25 protein-coding genes are annotated in these 23,841 nt (G+C 44.4%); 18 read left to right on the forward strand and 7 right to left on the reverse strand.

All coding sequences use genetic code 11. The annotated features are described in order from the left end of the window. The first annotated feature begins 14 nt into the window (after nt 1-14). From D8S93_RS18140 to def, 5 genes are all read left to right on the forward strand, one after another. A complete protein-coding gene (locus D8S93_RS18140) occupies nt 15-1,460 on the forward strand; it encodes an AGE family epimerase/isomerase (protein WP_193621643.1) in 1,446 nt (481 codons plus the stop codon). Nucleotides 1,461-1,560: 100 nt separating this feature from the next. After that, on the forward strand, nt 1,561-1,812 hold the full coding sequence (locus D8S93_RS18145; RefSeq protein WP_152814608.1) for a DUF2999 family protein: 252 nt from the start codon (nt 1,561-1,563) through the stop codon (nt 1,810-1,812). A gap of 313 nt (nt 1,813-2,125) precedes the next feature. After that, entirely contained in the window at nt 2,126-2,455 is a 330-nt protein-coding gene (locus D8S93_RS18150; protein WP_140367925.1) for a YceK/YidQ family lipoprotein, read from the forward strand. Nucleotides 2,456-2,486: 31 nt separating this feature from the next. Next, a complete protein-coding gene (locus D8S93_RS18155) occupies nt 2,487-2,945 on the forward strand; it encodes an ABZJ_00895 family protein (protein ID WP_029817912.1) in 459 nt (152 codons plus the stop codon). Between the two features lie 220 nt (nt 2,946-3,165). After that, complete coding sequence (def, locus tag D8S93_RS18160; protein WP_005395192.1) at nt 3,166-3,672, forward strand: peptide deformylase; 507 nt, start codon at nt 3,166-3,168, stop codon at nt 3,670-3,672. Between the two features lie 64 nt (nt 3,673-3,736). Here def and D8S93_RS18165 read toward each other — a convergent pair whose 3' ends face one another. Continuing rightward, complete coding sequence (locus D8S93_RS18165) at nt 3,737-4,144, reverse strand: helix-turn-helix domain-containing protein (RefSeq protein ID WP_024701298.1); 408 nt, start codon at nt 4,142-4,144, stop codon at nt 3,737-3,739. 84 nt (nt 4,145-4,228) lie between these two features. On the opposite strand from D8S93_RS18165, the gene D8S93_RS18170 reads away from it, so the two are divergent. The 4 genes from D8S93_RS18170 (at nt 4,229) to D8S93_RS18185 (ending at nt 7,884) form a co-directional block, all read left to right on the forward strand. Next, entirely contained in the window at nt 4,229-4,732 is a 504-nt protein-coding gene (locus D8S93_RS18170) for a DUF2938 domain-containing protein (protein WP_152814611.1), read from the forward strand. Nucleotides 4,733-4,964: 232 nt separating this feature from the next. Then, on the forward strand, nt 4,965-5,993 hold the full coding sequence (locus D8S93_RS18175; protein ID WP_193447263.1) for a phospholipase A: 1,029 nt from the start codon (nt 4,965-4,967) through the stop codon (nt 5,991-5,993). 94 nt (nt 5,994-6,087) lie between these two features. After that, on the forward strand, nt 6,088-6,546 hold the full coding sequence (locus D8S93_RS18180) for a hypothetical protein (protein ID WP_005395188.1): 459 nt from the start codon (nt 6,088-6,090) through the stop codon (nt 6,544-6,546). A 333-nt stretch (nt 6,547-6,879) separates the two neighbouring features. After that, nucleotides 6,880-7,884, forward strand: a complete 1,005-nt coding sequence (locus D8S93_RS18185; protein WP_152814613.1) for a metal-dependent hydrolase — start codon at nt 6,880-6,882, stop codon at nt 7,882-7,884. A 41-nt stretch (nt 7,885-7,925) separates the two neighbouring features. Here D8S93_RS18185 and D8S93_RS18190 read toward each other — a convergent pair whose 3' ends face one another. The 3 genes from D8S93_RS18190 to D8S93_RS18200 form a co-directional block, all read right to left on the reverse strand. Then, on the reverse strand, nt 7,926-8,318 hold the full coding sequence (locus D8S93_RS18190) for a hypothetical protein (protein ID WP_047008310.1): 393 nt from the start codon (nt 8,316-8,318) through the stop codon (nt 7,926-7,928). 501 nt (nt 8,319-8,819) lie between these two features. After that, complete coding sequence (locus D8S93_RS18195; RefSeq protein WP_152814616.1) at nt 8,820-10,580, reverse strand: ABC transporter ATP-binding protein/permease; 1,761 nt, start codon at nt 10,578-10,580, stop codon at nt 8,820-8,822. A 167-nt stretch (nt 10,581-10,747) separates the two neighbouring features. Continuing rightward, a complete protein-coding gene (locus D8S93_RS18200; protein WP_170892646.1) occupies nt 10,748-11,362 on the reverse strand; it encodes a PolC-type DNA polymerase III in 615 nt (204 codons plus the stop codon). Between the two features lie 356 nt (nt 11,363-11,718). Between D8S93_RS18200 and D8S93_RS18205 the strand changes: the two genes are divergently transcribed. The 8 genes from D8S93_RS18205 (at nt 11,719) to D8S93_RS18240 (ending at nt 17,938) form a co-directional block, all read left to right on the forward strand. Next, complete coding sequence (locus D8S93_RS18205; protein ID WP_152814620.1) at nt 11,719-12,579, forward strand: immunity 49 family protein; 861 nt, start codon at nt 11,719-11,721, stop codon at nt 12,577-12,579. A gap of 194 nt (nt 12,580-12,773) precedes the next feature. Further along, nucleotides 12,774-13,034, forward strand: a complete 261-nt coding sequence (locus D8S93_RS18210) for a DUF5062 family protein (RefSeq protein ID WP_005376453.1) — start codon at nt 12,774-12,776, stop codon at nt 13,032-13,034. Nucleotides 13,035-13,274: 240 nt separating this feature from the next. Continuing rightward, nucleotides 13,275-13,769, forward strand: a complete 495-nt coding sequence (locus D8S93_RS18215) for a YcxB family protein (protein WP_152814622.1) — start codon at nt 13,275-13,277, stop codon at nt 13,767-13,769. A gap of 589 nt (nt 13,770-14,358) precedes the next feature. Further along, the gene (gene hxsD / locus D8S93_RS18220; protein WP_025523439.1) at nt 14,359-14,769 is read left to right on the forward strand and encodes a His-Xaa-Ser system protein HxsD; all 411 of its coding nucleotides are present in this window, start codon (nt 14,359-14,361) and stop codon (nt 14,767-14,769) included. A gap of 35 nt (nt 14,770-14,804) precedes the next feature. Further along, on the forward strand, nt 14,805-15,005 hold the full coding sequence (locus tag D8S93_RS18225) for a hypothetical protein (RefSeq protein ID WP_227484007.1): 201 nt from the start codon (nt 14,805-14,807) through the stop codon (nt 15,003-15,005). Then, complete coding sequence (hxsB, locus tag D8S93_RS18230) at nt 14,998-16,461, forward strand: His-Xaa-Ser system radical SAM maturase HxsB (protein ID WP_025523442.1); 1,464 nt, start codon at nt 14,998-15,000, stop codon at nt 16,459-16,461. The genes D8S93_RS18225 and hxsB overlap by 8 nt, the downstream gene beginning before the upstream one ends. A gap of 2 nt (nt 16,462-16,463) precedes the next feature. Continuing rightward, a complete protein-coding gene (gene hxsC, locus D8S93_RS18235) occupies nt 16,464-17,621 on the forward strand; it encodes a His-Xaa-Ser system radical SAM maturase HxsC (RefSeq protein ID WP_025545765.1) in 1,158 nt (385 codons plus the stop codon). After that, nucleotides 17,621-17,938, forward strand: a complete 318-nt coding sequence (locus D8S93_RS18240; protein WP_025523353.1) for a hypothetical protein — start codon at nt 17,621-17,623, stop codon at nt 17,936-17,938. Before hxsC ends, D8S93_RS18240 begins: the two co-directional genes overlap by 1 nt. Nucleotides 17,939-18,056: 118 nt before the next feature. On the opposite strand, the gene gcvP is transcribed toward D8S93_RS18240, so the two are convergent. The 3 genes from gcvP to D8S93_RS18255 all read right to left on the reverse strand — a co-directional run bounded on the left by gcvP (nt 18,057) and on the right by D8S93_RS18255 (nt 22,779). Next, on the reverse strand, nt 18,057-20,921 hold the full coding sequence (gcvP, locus tag D8S93_RS18245; protein ID WP_152814625.1) for an aminomethyl-transferring glycine dehydrogenase: 2,865 nt from the start codon (nt 20,919-20,921) through the stop codon (nt 18,057-18,059). Nucleotides 20,922-21,049: 128 nt separating this feature from the next. Further along, on the reverse strand, nt 21,050-21,430 hold the full coding sequence (gene gcvH / locus D8S93_RS18250; RefSeq protein ID WP_046876056.1) for a glycine cleavage system protein GcvH: 381 nt from the start codon (nt 21,428-21,430) through the stop codon (nt 21,050-21,052). Between the two features lie 53 nt (nt 21,431-21,483). Then, nucleotides 21,484-22,779: a serine hydroxymethyltransferase gene (locus tag D8S93_RS18255; protein ID WP_005395177.1), complete on the reverse strand. Its 1,296-nt coding sequence runs from the start codon at nt 22,777-22,779 to the stop codon at nt 21,484-21,486. 377 nt (nt 22,780-23,156) lie between these two features. Between D8S93_RS18255 and D8S93_RS18260 the strand changes: the two genes are divergently transcribed. Continuing rightward, complete coding sequence (locus tag D8S93_RS18260) at nt 23,157-23,780, forward strand: helix-turn-helix domain-containing protein (RefSeq protein WP_152814627.1); 624 nt, start codon at nt 23,157-23,159, stop codon at nt 23,778-23,780. Nucleotides 23,781-23,841: the final 61 nt, after the last annotated feature.

The raw sequence follows: 23,841 nt of genomic DNA on the forward strand, positions 1-23,841 counted from the left end.
CTTAATTGAGTATTATGTCTTTTAAATATCTTACCTTATTGCTCGCAACGACGAGCATGAACAGCTTTGCTAATGTGGACCTGCCTTCGGGGGATGATTGGTTAAACCATGTGACAAAGGGCCTAGCTCCATATTGGATGATGGAAAGTGCGCATGGGCAACCTGCGGGGAATTTTCCGACATTTCGTTGTGATAACGGTGTCATTCTCGACCCACAAAAGCCGTGTGAAGAATTAAACAAAGGGTGGATTAGCCTGCACTTCGATCGCGAATACACACGCATGAAATCGCGTCAAACTTACGCTTATGGCGTGCTTTTTCATCTTACGGGTGACAAACAAGCATTGGAGCTAGCCAAGAAAGGGGCTTATTACCTGATTGATCATCTACGAGATGAGAAAAACGGTGGCTTCGTGAGCTTTACGCGTAGTGGAAAACCGGGGATGGAGTGGCAACAGCGAACTTCTCAAGACCAAGCTTACGCCTTGGTGGGCTTGGCGATGTACTACTACTTGACGCAAGATCCAAAGGTTGAACAAGCACTTATCGACCAGCAAGCGTTTATATTTAAACAATACCGACGAAGCGATGATCGCGGTCTGGCGTGGGTTTTGAAAGATGGTGATGGAGAAAGTGAGAAGCAGCAAGAGTTAGTCGCTCAACTTGACCAAATCAATGGCTACCTGTTGTTAACGGCGCCACTTTTACCAGAACCAGCGCAAGCCAAGTGGAAACAAGATCTGGAGTGGCTGACGCAAGTGATGCTAGATAACTACCACTCTGACAAAGAGCAGCGCTTTTATGGCGCGATACATCACAAAGCAGTAATGATGCCAGATGCGAAACACAATGATTTTGGACACACCACCAAAGCGTATTGGATGACGTATCTCACTGGTCAGTTGTTGGAGAATTCTAATTGGACAGAGTTTGGTTTCAAAGGAATGAAACACACGCTTAAACAAGCGCAATACCAGCAAAACTTTGAGCAAGTCAAAGCGCTTTTCTCACCAGAATGGCAGGGTAAATGGACGCAAGAGAGCATTCCTGCTTGGCAATCAAGACCGCACAAGCATTACAGCTCGTCTTGGGAATGGGCAGAACTCGATCAAGCGGCGATGACGGTTTCTCTTGTCGATGGTTCGATGAAAGAAACGCTTCAATACACGTTACCCACCTTTATGGACGCGTGGGTGGATCATCAGTACGGAGGTGTTGGTCTGAATCCTAAATCAACCAAAGCGTTCCATTGGGGAAATGGTTACCACCAGTTTGAACATGCGTTGGTCGGATATTTGTACTCGCAACAAATGGCAAAACAGCCCGCCAAGCTTTACTACGCGCGACCAGCCGATAGTAAAATGCCACTTAATCCATATTACTTTAACGCGGATATAAAAGCGCTTTCATCGCAAAGTGATGGAGTCACTACCGCAACGTTCACCAATATTCGACCATAACTTGGTCGATGGTGGTGTGGTGGTTAAAGTCTGCGTGCAAACTAACAAAACCCAATGGTAAACTGTGGGTCTGTTTTACATAGTATTTAAAGGTAATTTGATGAACCCGATTCTTGCGATGTTGAAAGAAAACAATATTAGCGACGAGCAAATCAACGAGCTATTTCAGGCGTTAACTCAAAACCCTCTGGCTGCAATGGCAACTATCAGCCAACTAGGTCTGCCACAAGATCAGCTTCAAGCGTTAATGGCGCAGGTAATGCAAAACCCTGTATTGATGAAAGAAGCTGTGGAAGAGTTAGGCCTAGACTTCTCCAAAGTAGTAGAAGCAAAAGCGAAGCTAAAGCAGTAATCGAGTTTTCGATAAAAACAAAAGCCGCCAGAGCCAAACGGTTCTAGCGGCTTTTTTACATCAGATGAAAGGTACGCGACTCCAACGGGAAAGTGAATAGGTTGAGCTTAACTTGGTGCTTGCATAAAAAATCAAGTGCGATTCTAGTCACGTCGCATGAACTCACGGGTGCTATTGGAAATAAATGAATTGTTTCTAATACATAGAACGTATTAACATGGTTGCACTAGGCCCATATGAGTAAATTCATTGAATATACAATTTGAGAGAGGGTTTAGTTTTAAAAATAATAGTTAGTTGGAATCTAGATTAAATGAAAATAAATATATTTAAAAAGCTACAAGTTGTATTTCTTGTGGTGTCAGCATCTTTAATGATGGGGTGTTCGTCTATAGATGCGCATGCTGGTGGCGGATACGGAAAGCCGTTTTCAGGCACAGCGTTATCAGTCGCACGACAACCTTGCTATTTAAGAGCTGATATTACTTCCATCGCGTTATACCCACTATCATTGATTGATATTCCTTTGTCATTAGCAACGGACGTTGTGTTTCTTCCTGTTGATTTAATCATGGTAGCTACACCAACAACGAGTTATGGCGGTGTTGTTTCTCTAGGTTGTCCAAGCGGAAGCATGATCTAAAACGCTTATTTTATTCAAATAAATGGAAGGAATGAAAGTGGAATCGAAAAATAATTACTCAACAGAAAACAACGCTCCCTCGGTGCTCTTTGTAACGTCGCTTTTGTGTTTGGCATCAGTTTGTTTGGCCATACTGCTATTTATTATTGAGTACATTTCTGGCATGGAAATGAACGGTGTCGGCTTTCTTGGGACGTTAATACCAGCGATGAGTGTAGGATATTATTTTGGCTATAAAACAGGGAATATAATGCCTTCGACAACGAGATGGTATTCAGTGCTGCTTTGGAATTTATCGAGCTTAGTGGTGTTTTCTCTCATCTTAATGTTTTTGGGCATCTCTATATTTGAACTGATAGCGGAACTAGGCTGGTTCAGTATTATTATCGTTGTATTAACATTAATAACCGTTTGTCTCGGGTACTTTATTTTCAAGAGTGGTGAAAAAATGGCGATTAAGGTTTTGCTAAAAGCGCAAAAGAGTGCGTAACTCACATATAACGAACGCTTAAAGATAGATACGTAAAAAAGACGCCAGCCATATCGTGCTGGCGTTATTGTTTTCTCTTTCTTTGTGCCTCTTTGGTATCTAGCAAAATCGAATGTTTTAGACGAAACGGTATTTCCACGAAAACTCAACCTGTTTATGTCTGCCCAAACGTGTGTATAATTCGCCGGAAATTACGATTTACAGATAACGAAAGGTAAGTATGGCAGTCCTCGAAATTCTCTCCATTCCAGACCCAAGACTTAAAGTAAAAGCAGAAAAAGTTACTGACGTATCGACAATACAAACGTTGATCGACGATATGCTAGAAACACTTTATGCAACGGGCAATGGCATCGGTTTAGCTTCAACCCAAGTGGGTAGAAAAGAGGCGGTTGTTGTCATCGATATCTCTGACGAACGCAATGATCCTTTAATCTTGGTCAACCCTGAAGTGGTGAGCGGAGAAAACAAAGCACTTGGTCAAGAAGGGTGCCTATCTGTTCCCGAATACTACGCCGATGTAGAGCGTTACACATCAGTTGTTGTGTCTGCATTGGACCGCGATGGCAACCCGATTACAATCGAGAGCGATGAGTTCTTGGCGATTGTGATGCAGCATGAAATTGATCACCTATCTGGTAACTTGTTCATTGATTACCTTTCACCGTTAAAGCAAAAAATGGCGATGAAAAAAGTGAAGAAGTACGTAAAGGCGCAAGCTAAGTAATATGAGAGGAAGTAACTCGCAACCGCGAGTTGCTTCCTTTTAAATCAAGGATAAGTAGAGTGGTTTATCTCGGTTTTTTGGGGACATAACGCTTTACGACCTTCATAAGCCTCTGAAATGAAGAGCAGTCCATATGTGACTCATGAGGGCAGGAGGCAACATGGTTTAGGCTGTCTCGCACCGCTTTCAAACGTGTTATTTGCTCATCAATCTCAAGCGCCTTTTTCGCCAGTAAGTCACGATCAATGTATGGTTTTGAACCTTCTGAGTGATTCAACATTTCCGCCATTTCGTTAAGTGATATTCCAGCGATACGCCCTAAACTAATTAAGTTGAGTTTATTGAGTACCTCTGGCGAATATTGACGTCTCAATCCATTCCTTCCTATCGAGCGAATTAACCCCAACTGTTCGTAGTATCTGAGCGTTGAGGTCGGCAATCCTGATTTTTTAACCACTTCTGCAATATCCATATTATTCCTCATTGACTTCAAGTTGGCTTTAAGTTGTAGCATGCAACTAAGACCTTAACAAATCAAAAACTTGAGGAGCGAAAAATGCTGTTTTTAATAGGATTACAAGCGGCGCTAATAGGGATTGGTGCGACTTTGGTAATGGATTTATGGGCTTGGCTACAAAGGAGAGTGTTTGGTATTCCCTCACTAAACTATGCATTGGTTGCGCGCTGGGTTTTATATATGCGCAAAAGAAAGCTTATGCATGCGCCAATTATGGCAACAGACCCGATGTCGGGAGAAAAAGCACTCGGTTGGCTTTTGCACTATGCCATTGGCGTCGCTTTCGCTTTGGCTCACATTGCTGCTTTTGGGCATCATTGGTTGGTAGAGCCTAGTCTAGTGCCCGGCTTAGTCACTGGTGTGGTAACGTTGGTCTTCCCATTTTTTGTCATTCAACCTTGTTTAGGATTTGGTTTTGCTGCCAGTAAACCCCCAACACCTTGGAAAGCCCGTTTTCTTAGCACATTGGCGCATTTGGCTTATGGCTTGGGTTTATTCATAGCCGCGTTTGCAATCAAAGTGGCGAGCCAGTATTTTGCATAGGGAATATGAGCATCATGCAAACGAGTCTTTTTTGTTTTTATTTATGATGCTCAACTCTTGGTCGTTTTTGGCGCGTTGCTCATAGTGGGCCGATATGTTTGAGGTCTGTCGTATTTATCCAAGACGTAAAGTCGGCGAACATTTAACATTGCCTTAACGCCAGAATGGCAAGCGGTTTACCAAGAAAAATTAAAATTATCTGGTTTGACATAAAGAATATTAAGGGTTTCAGATGGCTTCAAAAGTGGCAGGGATATCAATACTGAGCTTATTGGCAGCGCCAGTTGCGATGGGAGAAACAGCCAGTGCTTATGATTTATGTTTGCTAGACAAAATCAAGCAAAGCGAAGGTGAGGAAACCATAAAGAGCATTCGCGCGCAGTGTGAGCTCGATGCAGTAACAAGTACAGTGCCCGCTGATCCAGAAATTGAAGAACCTGAGGAGCTTCAGGAAAGCTTGGTCGACAAGCGTTTGGAATCAGAACGAGAAAACGCCTTTGAACCATTTAGTTTGGTGGCGCATCGTGTTAACTACATCTTGCCGTTCACTTACAGTGATCGCGTAAATAAGCGTGCTTATGCGGACACTAAGTACGGGGATGAGCTGCGTAAGGAAGAAGCGGAGTTCCAAATTAGTTTTAAAGTGCCAATGAACTACGACGATTTGTTGTTTGATGGGGATGGTTTGTTCTTTGGTATGACGCTCAAGTCATTTTGGCAGGTGTATACAGGAGCAGCATCGCGTCCATTTCGTGAAACCAATTATCGTCCTGAGCTTTTTTATTATACTCCGACAGACTGGAAGCCACTTGATGGTTCGACTTGGTTAGGTTTTGGTATTGAACATGAGTCGAATGGGCAGAGACAAGAGTTATCGCGCAGTTGGAATCGTGTTTACGCCAACTTAACCTTTGCGAAAGACAATTTTGCGGTTTCTCTTCAACCGTGGTGGCGTATACCTGAGGATGAAAAAACATCTCCGAATGATCCTAAAGGTGATGATAACCCGGATATCGAAGATTACATGGGGCACTTTGAGCTATCGAGTGCGTACAAATGGAATGGTTATGAGTTTACCTTCTTAGGCCGCCAGAACTTCCAAACGCATAAAGGCTTTGCCGAATTAGGGGTGTCATTTCCGATCTGGGGCAAACTTCAGGGATACGCACAGTACTCGACGGGGTATGGTAAGAGCTTGATTGACTATGATCATAATCAGCAGCGTATTGGTGTTGGTATTGCGATCAACGGTGTTCTGTAGTTTTTCGGTAGCCCAATAGAAATAAACGCTGGCAATTGAGATTTCAGTATTTAGAATGCGTGGCTGAAATTGATTTCCAACCTAGAGTGATTTTATGCTTCGTGATTACACCTTCGATTGTCTTGTAACCATGCCTCGTCATGAACTGGAAGAGTTTAGTGCTCGCATGATCAGTAAAATGGTGCCTGAAGACGTGATGAATGAGCTATTTACTTTCGATCAAGAAGAAGTGGATAGCGAAGACCGTATGTTGTCTGCACGTCTTGATGCCATGTTACGCATGACAGCAATCGCACTGAGTGAAATTCAACAAGCGTTTGATGACTCAGACAATGCGAAGCAAAATAGCGAGCGAATGACGCGACTGGTTCTTTGGCATTTCTATGCGATTTCATTCCATTTGGAAGAGGCGATCACGTTAGAAACACACTGTGCACTAGTGGAAAAGCTACTCGAAAATACACCTTCGGATGTTTTTGATTGGGTAAAAACATTGACGGAACTTCTGCACACTTACGCTGAAATCAACGCGAAAGAAAACCCTCAAGACTAAGGTTTTTGTCGTTAATCCTTCAGTAAACAAGGCGAGCCATCCGGTTCGCCTTGTTTTATTTTTGCATCTGTAAAATCCGCAGTTTTGTACTTTTGACGTACACCACAAGCCTCGCTTTAGGTTCGCTTCTCACTAGCGAATAGGGCGATTCCTTCTTACACTAAAATCAAAGTGTTTGTTTTCGAACACTTTAATGCGTCATTAAGGTGTGTCTTCCAATCCACTTAAATACGGATAATTTATGTCGGAGAGCGTTCTGGTTTTTAAATTTGAGCCTATTTTGAAGCGCATATGCTTTCTATCTCGGCTACATTTTCGTTGCGGGCGTAAATAATGGACCCGTTAACGCAAGGTTTACTGGGCGCTGCTTTGCCACAGTCTGCGAGTAACAAGCGGCACATTGTGGCTGCTGGCGTGTTAGGCGTGGTTTCAGGGATGGCGCCGGATTTGGACGTACTTATCCGTTCATCAACTGACCCATTGCTGTTTTTGGAATATCACCGACACTTTACCCATTCATTGTTGTTTATCCCTTTTGGCAGCTTTCTCTGTGCTTTAGTGTTGTATCCGTTGTTTGCAAAAAGACGAGGGCTAAACTTCCGACAGAGTTGGTTTTATTGTGCCCTTGGTTATAGCACCCATGCGCTGTTAGATGCTTGCACCAGCTATGGGACTCAGCTTTTTTGGCCGATAAGCAACACACGCTATGCTTGGAACACAATCTCGGTTATCGACCCCGCTTTCACATTTCCTATTTTGATCCTGCTTTTGTTTGCCGCACTGAAGCGAAATCGAAGCTACGCGCGTGTCGCATTTCTATGGTCTCTGGCTTATCTGACTCTTGGGGTTATTCAACGAGATAGAGCAGAAGCGGCCGGGTGGAAAATCGTCCAAGAGAGACAGCACAGCGCTGTGCAGCTAAAAGCAAAACCAACCTTCGGGAATCTTTTGGTCTGGAAAGTGATTTATGAAACGGAAGATAACTACTATGTGGATGCGGTAAGAGTGGGGCGTTCAATAAAAATCTACCCAGGCGAATCCACACCAAAGCTCAATGTGAAAACTCAATTTCCATGGCTCGATCCGCAATCGCAGCAAGCGAAAGACATCGAACGTTTCCGTTGGTTTTCAAATGGTTTTGTAGCGCAAGACCCGAATAACGAAATGCGAATTGTTGACGTGCGTTACTCCATCGTTCCAAACCAAATTAACGCGCTGTGGGGCATCAATCTATCCCCAAAAGCCAGCGCGGATGAACACGTCGAATACACTGCTCATCGAGGTAGTCCAACGGAAGACCGCCAAACTTTTCTCAATATGCTTACGGATTTTGAGTGATGGTTTTTACTTTGGGTACCGATGCGGTGTCGTAATAACCATCACGCTGACTGAAAGTCCTTCACTAGGGTAGGCTTGCTGGCGAAGAAAACTTTGCCAAACAGAGACTTGTACTTCCAGCCAAGAGACAACAGTCGTTTTGCTAAGCTTTTGTTTTCAATGATAGCGACCTCAACGCCTTGGTAATGATATGGATGGCTTTTAATGTAGTCGATAAATGCAGTAAGCACACCTTGCCCGCGAACGGAGGGCGCAAAGTTGACTGCAACAATGGAAAAGCGCTGACTGCCAACAGGGCAACGGACAAAGCAGTGTCCAAGCGGATGAGTGATGGTCTCGGAAAACTCAGGAAACGCGCGAGACTCTAGTTCTTGAGAAAGCGCATCGTATTGTTGACATAAATGATAAAAAAGTTGTTTCGCTTCACTGTTCATCTCGGTGCCACTTACTTGTAACTTGGTTTAAAGGCATTGATTTCACGAACATTGTAACCATAGGCAGCAAGACAAAACGCGGTGAATTTTTACAGTGGTAATTTCCTATTTTTGAAACCTAACTTGTTACAAATGAAGTTGATTGGATTTTATATGGTACTTGGGGATGAGTGTTTCTAGTTGAAGGGAGAGTACGCTGGTTACTGGATTCTTACCGGAGTTCCTGTATTAAAACGAGAACCACTTGGTTTAATGCCGCTCGTTTAACTACGAGTGGCATCTTTTTGTATTTCGTCACCTTGTACAGCGACGAAGGTGCGTGATATAGGAGCTTCTATCCTAGCTCTTTATGGTCAAAATTGTCTCTTTAACCACTCAGCACGTTGCTATTAGATTCCTAGTCTCGCCAAGGCTCGCTGGAATGACACAAAAACATCGTTAAGCTATTGGCATTAAATCACTTGGTCCGTTTTTGCTTATTCTTGAGGGCTTAACTAGGCGTTACTCTAAGTGCTTAAATTGTAACGCCACAAGTCGCTGATACAACTCACAGCTTTGCATTAATGATTGGTGGTTACCAACATCGACTAACTCGCCATTGTCTAGCACCGCTATTTTATCCGCATGTTGGATAGTCGAAAGGCGATGAGCAATGATAAGTGTTGTGCGTCTTTTCATCAGTGCTTCAAGTGCTTGCTGAACGTGATGTTCACTTTCACTATCAAGGGCGCTGGTAGCTTCGTCTAGTAGTAAGATTTTTGGATCTTTTAGAATCGCGCGGGCAATCGCAATACGCTGCTTTTGTCCGCCTGAGAGCCTAACGCCGCGCTCGCCTAAAAAGCTGTGATAACCTTCGGGAAGTTTCTCAATAAACTCATGGGCATGGGCTTTTTTCGCGGCTTCGATGACTTGTTCATCCGTGGCTTCTGGATTGCCGTAGCGAATATTGTGGAACACATCATGGCTAAACAGCGCTGGCTGTTGTGGTACGAGTGCCATTTGGCGTCGAAGCTCGTTTGGGTCGAACTGTCGAATATCTTCGCCACCAAACAACACTTGCCCCTGTTGTGGGTCATAAAAGCGTTGCAGCAATTCGAATAGTGTTGTTTTACCTGCACCAGAAGGGCCAACCAACGCCAATACTTTGCCTTGTTCTGCGGTTAGATTTAATTCTTTGATAGCTGGTTGATTTGGGCGAGAAGGGTAGTTGAAACTCACCGAATTAAAGTTAACCTCAGCAGGTATGTCCGGACGGACAGGCAAATAGTTGCTTGGCGCTTTAATATCGCTGTTTACTTGAAGAATCTCAATCAGCCGTTCGGTAGCACCTGCGGCTCTTTGCAATTCACCCATCACTTCGGAAATGGTTGCAGTCGATGAGGCAACCATAATGGCATAAAACACAAATGCGGCTAGGTCACCCGCAGACATCTTTCCGTGAATCACATCGCTGCCGCCAACCCAAAGCATGCCTGCAATTGCGCTGAACACAATCACAATAACGCCAGAGATTAGGATTGCGCGCTGTTTTACTCTCTGTCTGCCTACTTCATAAGCTTTTTCCACCTCGACAGCGAAAGCCGCTCGTTCGTATGGCTCTGAGCTAAAACTTTGCACGGTTTTAATATGTTCTATCGCTTCACCTGCGTAGCTGCCGACATCGGCCATTGAGTCCTGACTTTGGCGAGAGAGCGCACGCACGCGTCGTCCATAAAACAAAATTGGAACCAGAACCAAAGGCACAGAAGCCAGCACAATCAGTGTGAGCTTAACGTTGGTGGCAAACAACATTATGATGGCCCCAAAGCACATCAAAGCGCTACGCATCGCCATCGAGAACGATGAACCAATAATGCTTTGCAGCAACGTGGTATCGGTAGTCAGGCGCGACATAATATCGCCGCTACTGTTGGTCTCAAAATAGCTCGGATGCAGCGTAATCACATGGTTAAACACCGCAAGGCGAATATCCGCACTGACGCGCTCACCTACGGAAGAGACAAGGTAGAAGCGAAAGAACGTCCCAATGGCAATACACAGTGTGACACCGACAATAAACTGAATCGCATTGGTAAGCTCTTGCAATGATTGTTGAGCAAAGCCTTGGTCGATAAGAATACGTACTCCATAGCCAACGGATAACGTCAAACTTGCCGTTGCGACAAGGGCAACCAAAGCCGCCGCAACCCGCCATTTATAAGGTGCAATAAAGGTGTTGAGTTTAAGAAGAATGCTGAGATTTTTGTTATTTTTTCGGCTCATGAGTGACTCACAAAGCGTTTTAGGTACCTGGCATAGTAAGCCAGTTTGGTTGGTGAGACCAGCGAACTGCCGCATTCAGATTAGGAAGTTCACTGGGATAGCCAATATTGCATCGAAAATCACTTAAACGTCTAAGAGACGAGAATCAGCTTTTAGCTAGGAGGGGGTTAAGCACGGCTTTTGGCGAGTAGCTGGTCGACTTTTCCTTTTGCTGTTTTACTAACCGTTTGCATCAACTGAAAACTTGGCTTAACGATACCTGAGTTTTCTATCCCTTCGACCATTAAGAGCCAAAGCTTGGCTGTCATTTGCGCATCGGCTAGTGCACGGTGGAAAACACCGTCGTTGTCGATATTTTTATAGCGAACAAGTTCACCTAGCTTGTGTGATGGGGCATCTTGAATGAGCCGTCTTGCTACCAGTAAGGAGCAAGCAAACTCACCCGAATAACTACAGTTGATTCGTTCAAGCTCTGCATCTAAAAATCGTTTATCGAAGGACGCGTTGTGAGCGATAAGGTTTTCGCCTGCAATGAACTCACTAAATGACGCCATTACCTCTTCGCAGCTTGGTGCCGATCGCAACATATTGTTAGTAATGCCGGTGTAGTTCTCAATGAAAGAACTCACTCTGAAGCCGGGATTCATGAGTTGCTGAAAACTATCGACAACCTCGCCATCGACTAACTTTACTGCACCAATTTCTATTGCGCGATCACCTAAAGTAGGAGAGAGACCTGTGGTTTCAAAGTCGAGTACGACCACAGAGTTTGCTTGAGGCATAAAATTTTCCAGCTGAGTAATATTGCGCAAGAGTATTATCGAAAGCGACAGAAAAAGAAAGGCGAACACAATGGTGAATATCTGTCTATCTTTACTCCACAAAGTCAGTTTTCGTCGTCCACTGTTTATGGACAGGTACGTTCTGGCTTACCCATCGCGGCTTGTGCGGTAGCCTTATATTTCAAATGTTTTTCGGCTTTTCGATTCATTTCAATTAAGCATTAACTTTCGATGCAACATACTGATTATAAATTGATTTTATAAATCAACTTCGGCATCATTCACGGCTTGATTTTGAAGATGAATATCATCACGGCAAAAAATTAGAACAACTTATAATGCGAGGCTAGGGAACGATGGAACAAATGAAAAATCACTATTTAGAGATACCTGAAGAAAGAAAATTGCGTATTTTTCGTGAGGAAGATGAAGATTTCTACAACTTCTGGGAAAGAATGCTTGATGAAAAACAATCTTTTTATAAGCAACCTCTTAAAAGAATGAAAGGCGATGCTTGGGATTCGCTTCAGGCATTTTTTACTGCTTCAAAATATGGACAACATCAGGCCTCGCCAGCTTATATAAAAAGAGCGCTTGAGTTACTGAATAACGTGTACTTACTGGCCAATCATTCAGATCAAGTTGTTGAATTCTCCGTTGGGCACCGACATTTTTCGGAAGTAGGTAACCGTTCTGTTGCGGGGGGAACGATGGATGCATGGTTGGATGAAATCTGTTTAGCGATGGCTGCGAGAGATTGGCGCTGTGTAGAGCTGATGACCATCATGGATGAGTCGTTAGTGCGTTTAAAAGATCCTTTCGATGTTGCGCTGGTCGAGTTCGTTAGCGGTGTATTTAGCAATTCATCAGCGTTACCAGAGTTATTGCAAACTGTGATGGAGAAATCCTCCCCGCAATATTTAGAATCAACCAGGGTGCCATATGTACACTCTTTGTTTATTCCATTTGTGAATGTGTTTGTTGCCATTATAGATGGCGATGAGGCACATTATCAAGAAGCACTGAGAGATGCGTTAGAGACGCATTACCAGTTCTACATGAATGAAGATGTTCGTTATTCGCCAAAAGGGAATGTTTCTCTAAAACTGACTGGTCTTGCTGCATTGGCATACGATAAGTATGGCTGGACAATTCCAGAAACCGCATATTTGCCGAAATGGCTCGTTTACGGTGAACATGATCTTTGTCCTAAATAAATCATTTGGAGTCTGCGCCCAAGCCCATTCGGATGTTCTGCACGGAAGTATACACAGAAAACATGCCGCGAAAAGGTTGTTTTTTAATCGACCACTCGGTAGTAAGGCATAAACTTATCAATATGCGAGCTTACTAACACGCCATACGTGACACTTCATGTATTCTTAGCCGAAGCGAAGAAGAGGATTTATCAATGTCAAAAAGCTCCAAGCTTCACAATGAAGACAAACTGGTCAAGAAGGCACTAGAGATTGGTGGGAAGATGGCGAAACTACAAGGTTTTGACCTTCCACAGTCACCACAACCTCTGAGAGTAAAAGCGATTTACCTATTCTTGGTTGATGCAAAACAGATAACGCCACTACCGGAAAGTAAGCTAGACGGCGCAAGCATCAAACACCGACTGGCAGTATGGATACACAGTGCATTGCCAGACAACGACCCTCTAAAGTAGAAAACTCAAGAAGTCACATAGGTTATTACTTAACACAGGCCATTAATTAACAAGGCGAGCCAAGTGGTTCGCCTTGTTTGATCTTGGCGAGTGCACCGAGGTCTTTTTGCGTGGCGGTATCATTGATTTACAAAACAGAATCAAAAGGACTAAAGATAAATCCCGAGAAGCGCTACAATGCAGGCGTTGCGAGAGTGCAACCAAGATTACTCATTTACAGAAGCCTTGAAGTAACCATACATGTCTAAAGATTTCGAATTCACTACAGAATACATACTCGACAAACCTTTCTTTGCTGAGTGTTATGATCAAACTAGCCAACCAACGAAGTTTCCACAGGCGTACCTAAAAGGGATGCTGTTTCTTATCTTTGGTGTGGTTTTATTGGAGTTTGAACTGCTACCTAACGGTTATGTCGGTTGGTTCTTTATCGTATTGAGTGTGATTGAAGCGTGCAGCGTTTACTTCAAAAGAACTTGGTGGCTTTGGCGTCAAACCATCAGTTCAAGCCGTGGCAGCAAAGTAGTGTTTGAAGTAAATGCAGATGGCGTGCGCTACAAAAGCGGTAAAGTTGACCGCAGCCTCGCATGGAATGAAATCGACCAACTGGAACAAACTGATTTGGGCTTTATCCTTCACCTTGGTAAACAACGCCAATACATCAGCAAATCTTGCTTAAACGAAGAAGTGATCGCGTTTATGGTAGAGCAGCACGCCGGATCAAAAGCGAGCTAACAAATCCTTACTGACAAAAGAGGCGAGCCAATGGGTTCGCCTTTTTTGATCTTGAAGCTTGGTGTTTAGTGGGTTACTCAAATTCAATCGCAAAAGCTGAATCACTACACTCGGTGTTTTCAATTGGGTCATTCCAGTGAGGATAAGCGAGACTAGGAATCTACTTGCCACGCGTCAGGTTCTTACATAAAAGAGCAAATATTTAGGAAGTCATTGAAATGATGTCAAGTAAGAATTCATAAAGAAGACAAATAAAAATATCTATGCAATCAATTAAATATCGTTTTTGAAGATTCTAAAACTTATCTGTATGGTGTGCGGATTATTGTGAATCACTACTTAGCAAACTTAGTTGATTAGCCTCTGCGGTTAAATGTGACCCACAATTAAAGGGAGCATAGCCACATCATTTGATATCAATCAATTTAATATTAGGGTGTTGATGATAGTTTCCGCGTCGATATTTACGGTTGGATTTTTTAGGTTGGATGACAAAGGAATCTAAGGTGGAATTAACTCAGAGGTGAACTCTAAATTGTCGTTGCGCTGTACATAATCCGACCGATTTTTAACATGTAAGACTTTACTAATGAATATTACAACTCTTCACAATGACCTAGGTGTAGCTGGCAAAGTTACTCTTTCCAAAACTGCATACCCAATTGAAGCATTGCTAAAAGTAGCGTACGACTTCACTGGCGAATTCTACGTATATATTGGTGAAAACGGTGAGAACTACGAAGTGAACATCGCTTTTGCTAATAACCGTAATCCATCTGCAGATGATGTGGCTGCTACGTGTGGTCGCTTCATGAATGAAGTTTGTGACCAAGCTGTTCGCCAGATCGTTCTAAAAGAAACTGGAGCTATTCGTGAAGCTATCGTATCCGCTGCGTTTGCTGAAGCAGCTAAGGGCATCGATAACAAACCAACTCAAGTACCTGGCGTTAATGACAAGTACAAAGATGATCCGCTAAACATCTTGGCTCAAAAAGGTTAGTTATGAGTTTCACACTATCTTTGACAACTTGCGACATGTCAGCTATCAGCGACGCACGCAAAGCATTTAAAGAGCACACTAAGGTTGATGTGCAGAAAAACCAAGGCACTGTATCTCTTGATTTCCAAGTGAACCAGGAATACGGCCCTGAAGAGAAGCAACAAGTAATTGGTTCTTTTCTTAACTACGTTCTACAAGCTACGGCTATTAAAAAGTTAAGTATCGATCATGGCTAAGTTCTTACCATTATCCGAATTCACCGATGCGGAAAGTTACCGCTTGATGCCTTTCAAGCTATCACGCTTCTCGGAAGAAGAGCACCTTATCAGTAATGACTTTGGTGAATGGATGCTCCTAAGCAACGAAGCGTTACAAGCATTGGTTAACAACCAACTGGTCCCAACATCAAAGCTTTACCGCGAACTGAAATCGAAGCACTTCATTTACAGCGGTGACATAACGCTAGGTATGGAAATCTTGGCATCTAAGCTAAAGACCAAGAAAGACTTTATTGTCGGTTTCAGCAAGCTTCACATCTTCTGTATGACGCTACGTTGTAACCATAGCTGTTCTTACTGCCAGGTTAGCCGTAAGACAGAGAATGCGGACAAAGGTTGCTACGACATGAGCGATGAAGTTCTCGAACGCTCTATCGACATCATGCTGCAGAGTCCATCTATGTCCGTCACTATGGAATTCCAAGGCGGTGAATCTCTACTAGCTTTAAACCAGGTTAAGAAAGCGGTACTACTGGCGAAAGAAAAGAATGAGCACGTAGGTAAAGAAATCGTATTTGTTATCTGCACGAATCTTACGAACGTTACTCACGAAGACCTTGAATTCTTCAAAGAGCATAACGTAGAAATCTCTACTTCCCTTGATGGTCATGCTGCGCTACACAACCTGAACCGTCCTACGTCGGGCGGCAATAGCTACGAAAAAGTGATCCGTAGCTTTGATATGGTTCGTGAGATGTATGGTGAACTTCGCTTGTCTGCACTTATGACGACAACCAAAGAATCACTCAATTACCCGAAAGAGATTATTGACGAGTACGTTCGCCAAGGCCTACACCAAGTCTTTATCCGCGAACTTAACCCGTACGGTTTCGCGGAGAAAGCAGCGCGTAAGATCGGCTACACAACGGATGAATTCCTACAGTTCTACAAGGAAATGTTGGATTATATCATTGAAATAAATAAGAAAGGCATTCCTTTTGAAGAGTGTTTTGCTGGTCTAATTCTGCGCAAGCTTATGACACCTTGGAGCATTGGGTTTGTTGATCTGCAGAGTCCAACAGGAACCGGCTTCAACGTAACGCTGTACAACTACAACGGTAAGGTTTACCCAAGCGATGAATCCCGCATGATGGCCGAAACTGGCGATGATACTTTCTGCTTAGGCAATGTCTTGACAGATAGCTACGAGCAGTTGTTCTTTGGTGAGCCAATGCAACTAATCGCGTCAGCAGCTTTGAACGAAGCATTGCCGGCTTGTAGCGATTGTGCATACGCACCATTTTGTGGTTCGGAGCCGGTTCGTCGCCTGCAGACTCAAGGTGATGTGGTTGGCCACCGTCCAACTGATTCATATTGCTACCGTAACAAAGCTATCATCCAGCACATTATTAACTTGTGGCTGAATGGTGATGCAGAAACAAAAGCAATCATGTTGCGTTGGATGCGAGGTTAATTGTGGAAAAGTTCAAAGTAGCGCTGAAGTCGGAGACGACTGGTATCCAGGGCGAACAACTAGGTTTAGCTGTATGCTCATGGTCTGACGATTATCAGGGCAAAAACGTACTGTACTACTACAAAGGTGGTGAGCTAGATCAAACGATGTTGGAGAAGGCTTCCCTTATTGTTACCAAACAACCAGTAGGCGAAGTAAGTTTACCAGTGGTCAAGATTGATTACGATTACTTGGTAGAAGGTTCAGTACTGCAGATCGCACCAAGTGGTAAAATCCGCGTGATGTTTAACCCAGAGTCGGGCAACAATGCGCTGTTCGTTACGGACGCGTGTAATAACTATTGTGTTATGTGTCCGCAACCACCTAAGCCGGTCTCAATTGAGCACTGTACTGATTACTTGTTAGAGATTATATCTCTGATTCGTGAATGCGATGCACCAGAATCACTTGGGATCACTGGCGGTGAGCCGACAATGATTCGCGAAGGCTTGATCGAGGTGATTAGCAAAGCATCAGAGAAATTTCCCGAAACAGTTATCCAATTGCTATCAAATGGCCGTTTCTTTGCTTACCGCGACTACACGAAAGAGCTGGGCGCTACGACTAAGAAATTGTTCGTAGGTATCCCGCTGTTCGGTGCAACTTCAGATATCCACGATTACATTGTTCAAGCAAAAGGCGCATTTGAGCAAACTATCAATGGTATTTATGAGTGTAAGCGCCAAGGCATCGAAGTAGAATTACGCGTCGTTCTTCACAAACATACTGTAGAAGAGTTGGACCTATTAGTTGAGTTTATTCATCGCAACTTACCATTCGTGAACCACGTAGCCCTAATGGGGATGGAGAACATGGGTTTTGCGAAGATGAACTACAAAGATTTGTGGATCGATCCGGTTGAGTATAAAGCAAAGCTATCCCGTGTGGTTGGGATGCTCACTCTGTTTGGTATGAACGTGTCTGTCTTCAACCTACCGTTTTGCCTTGTCGATCCATCAATTTGGAATCATTGTCGTCAAAGTATTAGTGATTTCAAAACTGCGTACCACCCATCTTGTGAGTTGTGCAGTATGAAGCCGGAATGTGCCGGTTTCTTCTCATCAACGAACGAAAAGTTCTTGTTAACAGATACAATTAATATCGTGCCAGTGGAGGCATAATGAAACTACCATCTCTAAAGAAAAGTGGTGATAAATCACCTATTCATAAAATCAAAACTCTAGTTACCAGCGTTCTAGCAGCTACACTATCTTTTGGTGCAGCAGCAGCGCCAGCAAGTACGCCAATCACTGAAGCTAGTTCTATCCTATCTACTCTACAAGTAGACGGCCAAGCGCGTGTGATCAACCTAGCTCCGACTGAAGGTGAGAACCTACTAGCGGCACATTACAGCCACCGTTCTCACTCCAGCCATAGTTCACACCGTTCGCATAGTTCCCATAGTTCACACAGCAGTCACTACTCATACGTGTACTAATCAGTTATATAGATACAGTTCAAGTTCTAAAAGAATGAAAGGGAATGGTGGCTTAGCTGCTCATATAAAAAAGGCGAACCAAACGGTTCGCCTTTGTCTATTTAGATGCTGCCAAAAATTAATCTTCGTAGTTATCGATGCTTGGGCACGAGCAGATTAGGTTACGGTCGCCGTATACGTTATCTACGCGGTTTACTGTTGGCCAGTACTTCCAAGATTTGGTCGCTTTAGAAGGGAAGCAGCCAAGCTCGCGAGAGTAAGGACGGTCCCACTCTTCAGCAGAAAGGTCAACTTGCGTGTGTGGCGCATTAACGAGAGGGTTGTTCTCTAGTGGCCATTCATCGTTTTTCACTTTTTCCATTTCTTCGCGGATTGCAATCATCGCATCACAGAAGCGGTCTAGCTCCTCTAGATCTTCCGATTCCGTTGGCTCAACCATTAGCGTGCCCGCTACAGGGAACGACATAGTTGGTGCGTGGAAACCGTAGTCCATTAGACGCTTCGCAATGTCTTCTTCGCTGATGCCTGTTTCTTCTTTCAGTGGACGAATGTCGATAATACATTCGTGCGCTACACGACCATTTTTGCCACGATAAAGAACAGGGTAGTGTTGGCGAAGTGTTTCCATCACGTAGTTTGCGTTCAGAATTGCTACTTTTGTTGCATCTGTTAGGCCTGCTTCGCCCATCATTGCGATGTAAGCCCAAGAGATCGGTAGGATAGAAGCGCTACCCATATCTGCTGCTGATACAGCAAAATCTTCGCCTTCTACGCCGTCTTCAATATGGCCTGGTAGGAAAGGCGCTAGGTGAGATTTCACTCCGATAGGACCCATACCCGGACCGCCACCACCGTGCGGGATGCAGAAGGTTTTGTGTAGGTTTAGGTGAGAAACGTCTGAACCGATGAAGCCTGGTGATGTTAGACCAACCTGTGCGTTCATATTAGCGCCGTCTAGGTAAACCTGACCGCCAGCGGCATGAACCATTTCACACACTTCTTTCACTTTCTCTTCGTAAACGCCGTGCGTAGAAGGGTAAGTGATCATAATGCTTGATAGGTTGTCTTTGTGCTTCTCGATTTTCGCTGCTAGGTCATCGATGTCGATGTTGCCTTCTTCATCACACTTAACAACCACAACTTTCATTGACACCATAGACGCTGTTGCAGGGTTTGTACCGTGCGCAGAGCTCGGGATCAAACATACGTTGCGGTGACCTTCGCCACGGCTTTCGTGGTAGCGTTGAATCGCGATAAGACCTGCGTACTCACCAGATGCACCAGAGTTTGGCTGAAGTGAGAATGCGTCGTAGCCTGTGATCTCACAAAGCTTCTCTTTTAGATCTTTCGCTAGTGCTGCATAGCCCGCCGCTTGTTCTGCTGGCGCGAATGGGTGGATAGAACCAAACTCAGGCCAAGTAATTGGAATCATCTCTGCCGCGGCATTCAGCTTCATCGTACAGCTGCCTAGTGGGATCATGCCGTGCGTTAGCGAGAAGTCTTTGTTCTCTAGCTGTTTCAGGTAACGCATCATTTGCGTTTCGCTGTGGTGCGTATTGAATACAGGGTGAGTCAGGTATTCTGTTGTGCGGCGTAGCGCTTCTGGAATTGCCGCAAACTCGTTGCCTGCGATTTCCGTCGATAGTGCTGCTACGTCTTCTTTTACACCAAAGACTGCAAATAGTGCTTCTACATCAGCGACCGTGGTTGTTTCGTCACAGCTAATACCTAGCTTGCCAGGTAGTAGACGTAGGTTGATGTCTGCTGAAAGTGCTTTTGCGTAAAGCTCTTCTGTTTTTGAACCTGTGTTGATGGTGATGGTATCAAAGAAGCTGTTATGAGCAAGTTCAAAGCCGCCTTTGGTTAGGCCAGCGGCGATAATCGCAGTCATATGGTGTGTACGGCGAGCAATAGTGCGTAGACCTTCTGCGCCGTGGTAAACCGCGTAGAAAGACGCCATGTTCGCTAGCAATGCTTGAGCGGTACAGATGTTCGATGTCGCTTTTTCGCGGCGGATATGCTGCTCACGGGTTTGCATTGCCATACGCAGTGCTTGGTTGCCGTTAGTATCGATAGAAACACCGATCACACGACCTGGCATGGTGCGCTTGTGTTTGTCACGCGTTGCCATGAATGCCGCGTGTGGACCGCCGTAACCCATAGGAACGCCAAAACGTTGTGCAGAACCGATTGCTACGTCTGCGCCCATTTCACCAGCAGGCTTCAATAGGGTAGAAGCAAGCAGGTCAGTCGCAACAGTGACAAGCGTTTTGTTTGCTTGCGCTTTTGCGATGATGTCCGTTAGGTCACGAACTTCACCTGTTGTGCTTGGATATTGAACTAAAGCGCCGAACACGTCTTGCTCTGGTAGGGATTCTAGCGAACCAACCAGAACTTCAAAGCCGATGAATTTTGCACGAGTTTTTACTACTTCTAGCGTTTGTGGGTGAACATCGTCAGCCACAAAGAATACGTTACTCTTGCTCTTACCTGCGCGCTTACACAGAGTCATTGCTTCTGCTGCCGCTGTTGCTTCGTCTAGCAATGAGGCGTTCGCGATTTCCATACCAGTTAGGTCGATGATCATTTGTTGGAAGTTTAAAAGGGCTTCCAAGCGACCTTGAGAAATTTCAGGTTGGTAAGGTGTGTAAGCGGTATACCAGCCAGGGTTTTCTAGCACGTTACGTAGAATGACGTTTGGAGTAAACGTGTTGTAGTAGCCCTGGCCAATGAATGTACGTTTAATTTGGTTTTGTTTAGCAAACTGCTTCATCGTCACTAGCATGTCTGCTTCGCTTTTCGCTTCTGCCAACGTCATTGGTTGTTCTAGGCGAATTTGTGCAGGCACGGTTTCTTCGATGAGGGCGTCAAGGCTTACCGCGTTGATGGCATCCAACATTTTTTGTTGGTCTGATTTGCTTGGTCCGTTGTGGCGTCCAACGAACTCATTTTGTGTGCTGAGGCTTTGAAGTAATTCAGTCATTGTCCTTTACCTACTCCTTGGCTCGGGTAACGGAAATGGTCGTTAGTGACACATTTAATTATACGTCCGAACCTAGAAAAAAAGCTGCTCTCTAAACAGGCTAGGGAACAGCTTTCGTCACATCCTAATTACTCTTCTTCGATAGAGTTTAGGTATTCTTCCGCGTCTTTTAAGTCATCCAACTCAGATGGGTTTGAAAGCTTCACTTTCACAATCCAGCCACCTTCGTACGGTTCTTCGTTGATTAGCTCTGGGCTGTCTTCTAGTTCTTCGTTGATTTCTACGATTTCACCGGTAACAGGAGAGTAGATATCTGACGCTGCTTTTACAGACTCAACCAAAGAGAAGCTTTCACCTGCTTCTACTTCGTCTTCTACGTCTGGTAGGTCAACGAATACTACGTCACCCAACATTTCTTGCGCATGCTCAGAAATACCAAGTGTTACTGTGCCGTCACCGTTGTCACGTACCCACTCGTGGCTATCTGTAAACTTCAGTGTTTTGTCCATTGCTTAATCTCCAAATAACTTGTCAGGAATTATTGTGATTTTTAAAAAATCGTTTATTGGTAAAGAGGGAAGCGACTGCAAAGTTCTTTTACTTCTTTGCGAACGCGTTTTTCAACGTCTGCGTCACCTTCTGGGTTGTTCACCAAACCATCCAGTACGTCACCAATCCAATTACCGATGAGTTTGAATTCTTCAGCGCCAAAGCCGCGGCTTGTACCCGCAGGCGTTCCTAAACGGATGCCCGATGTAATCATAGGCTTCTCTGTATCGAATGGGATGCCATTTTTGTTACATGTGATCCCAGCACGTTCTAGAGCTTCTTCTGCTTTGTTGCCTTTCAAGCCTTTAGGGCGAAGGTCAACCAGCATTAGGTGCGTGTCTGTGCCACCAGTTACGATGTCGCAACCGCGAGTTTGCAATACTTCCGCTAGGACTTTTGCGTTATTGATCACCGAATCAATATAAGTTTTAAATTCAGGGCCAAGCGCCTCTCCAAATGCAACCGCTTTTGCTGCGATAACGTGCATTAGTGGGCCGCCTTGTAGGCCAGGGAATACGGCGGAGTTGATTTTCTTAATGATGTCTTCGTGGTTAGTCAGGATCATACCGCCGCGAGGGCCACGCAATGTTTTGTGTGTTGTGGTGGTCACAACATGCGCATGTGGCAATGGGCTAGGGTGTGCACCTGTTGCGATAAGGCCAGCAATGTGTGCCATATCGACCATAAGAATTGCGCCAACTTCGTCAGCGATTTCACGGAACTTAGCAAAATCGATAACGCGTGGAATAGCACTGCCACCCGCGATGATCATCTTTGGTTTGTGTTCTACTGCAAGTGCACGAACGTCGTCGTAGTTGATTTCCAGTGTTTCGCGATCAACGCCGTATTGAACTGCGTTAAACCATTTACCAGAAAGTGCTGGGCGTGCACCGTGTGTTAGGTGGCCACCAGCGTCCAAAGACATGCCAAGAATGGTGTCACCTGGTTGAAGAAGAGCCAGTTTCACCGCACCATTTGCTTGAGCGCCTGAGTGAGGTTGAACGTTTGCGTATTCGCAATTAAAAAGTTTTTTCGCGCGTTCGATGGCAATGGCTTCCACTGTATCTACGTGCTCACAACCACCGTAGTAACGACGACCTGGATAACCTTCAGCGTATTTGTTTGTTAGGCATGTGCCTTGAGCTTGCATTACCGCTTTAGAAACAATGTTCTCAGAAGCGATAAGTTCGATTTGTTCGTTTTGGCGAGCGGATTCCGCCTGAATTCCAGCAAAGACAGCATCATCTGTCGCAGAGAGGTTGGTAGAGAAAAAGTTTTCCAAGCTGTGGTTAGGGTAACTCTTATTCATGGTAGTTGACCTTCCAAATCTTAAAATGAACCCGCAATAGATGAATTATGATTTGCGGTTGTGGTTCATTTGTCCTCAAAACAGCTGAACTGCATAGCAGAACAGAGTGAACATCCGGCCCTAAATGTGGGCAAAAACTCCGTCGGATTGCGTGTTTCCTTTACCAATCTCTTACGGAAATATGCATCTCTACATCTAACAAGTTGGTAACATAGCGCCTGCGGCGGGAACAATCAACCAAAAATTTCCTATAGGAAACAAGATTTCAAAATTTGTTAACAAGAGCACGGTTTAATTCACTTGGTGGACTTTTATCCACTATGTGCTTAATGCACAATGCTAGTAGGACAAAAATAAGGATATCTATAGAGGGATTTATGGCAGAAAGTATTTACGATGAATACCCATCGATGACGTTAGCGAAAGAGCAAATTGATCAAAATATCGAGCCATTAAAGCTGGGTCAGCGTATCAAGGATATCCGCTCAAAACTTGGTATTACACTAGAAGAAGCCAGTCAGCGAACAGGGCTTGCTCGTTCTACACTAAGTAAAATAGAAAATGAGCAGATTTCTCCGACATTTCAAGCAATGCAAAAATTGGCGCTTGGCTTACAAATTGATATGCCGCAACTCTTTGAGCCACCTAGAAAAAAGGTTGCGACAGGGCGTAGGGATGTTACCAAGAAGAATGAAGGCAAACCACACCCAACGCAAACTTATGAACATGAGCTGCTCGCTACTCAACTTTCCAATAAGAAAATGATGCCGTTTAAGAGCCAAATTCGTGCTCGTAGTTTTGATGAATACAAAGACTGGGTTCGTCATGATGGTGAAGAATTTCTGCTTATCTTATCTGGTGAGGTCATGTTCTATTCTGAGTTCTACGAACCTGTCGTTCTAAGCGAGGGCGACAGCGTCTATTACGATGCGAACATGGGACATATGTTGACCAGTGTTAGCGAGGAAGATGCGCACATTTTGTGGGTGACAGCCAAATAGTGATAAATAATTGTAAATTTCCTATAGTGAAAGCAAACGATTGCTGTCGGTGGTCGTTATG

Source organism: Vibrio sp. VGrn 2, from assembly GCF_009361695.1.
Taxonomy (GTDB): Bacteria; Pseudomonadota; Gammaproteobacteria; order Enterobacterales; family Vibrionaceae; genus Vibrio; species Vibrio diabolicus.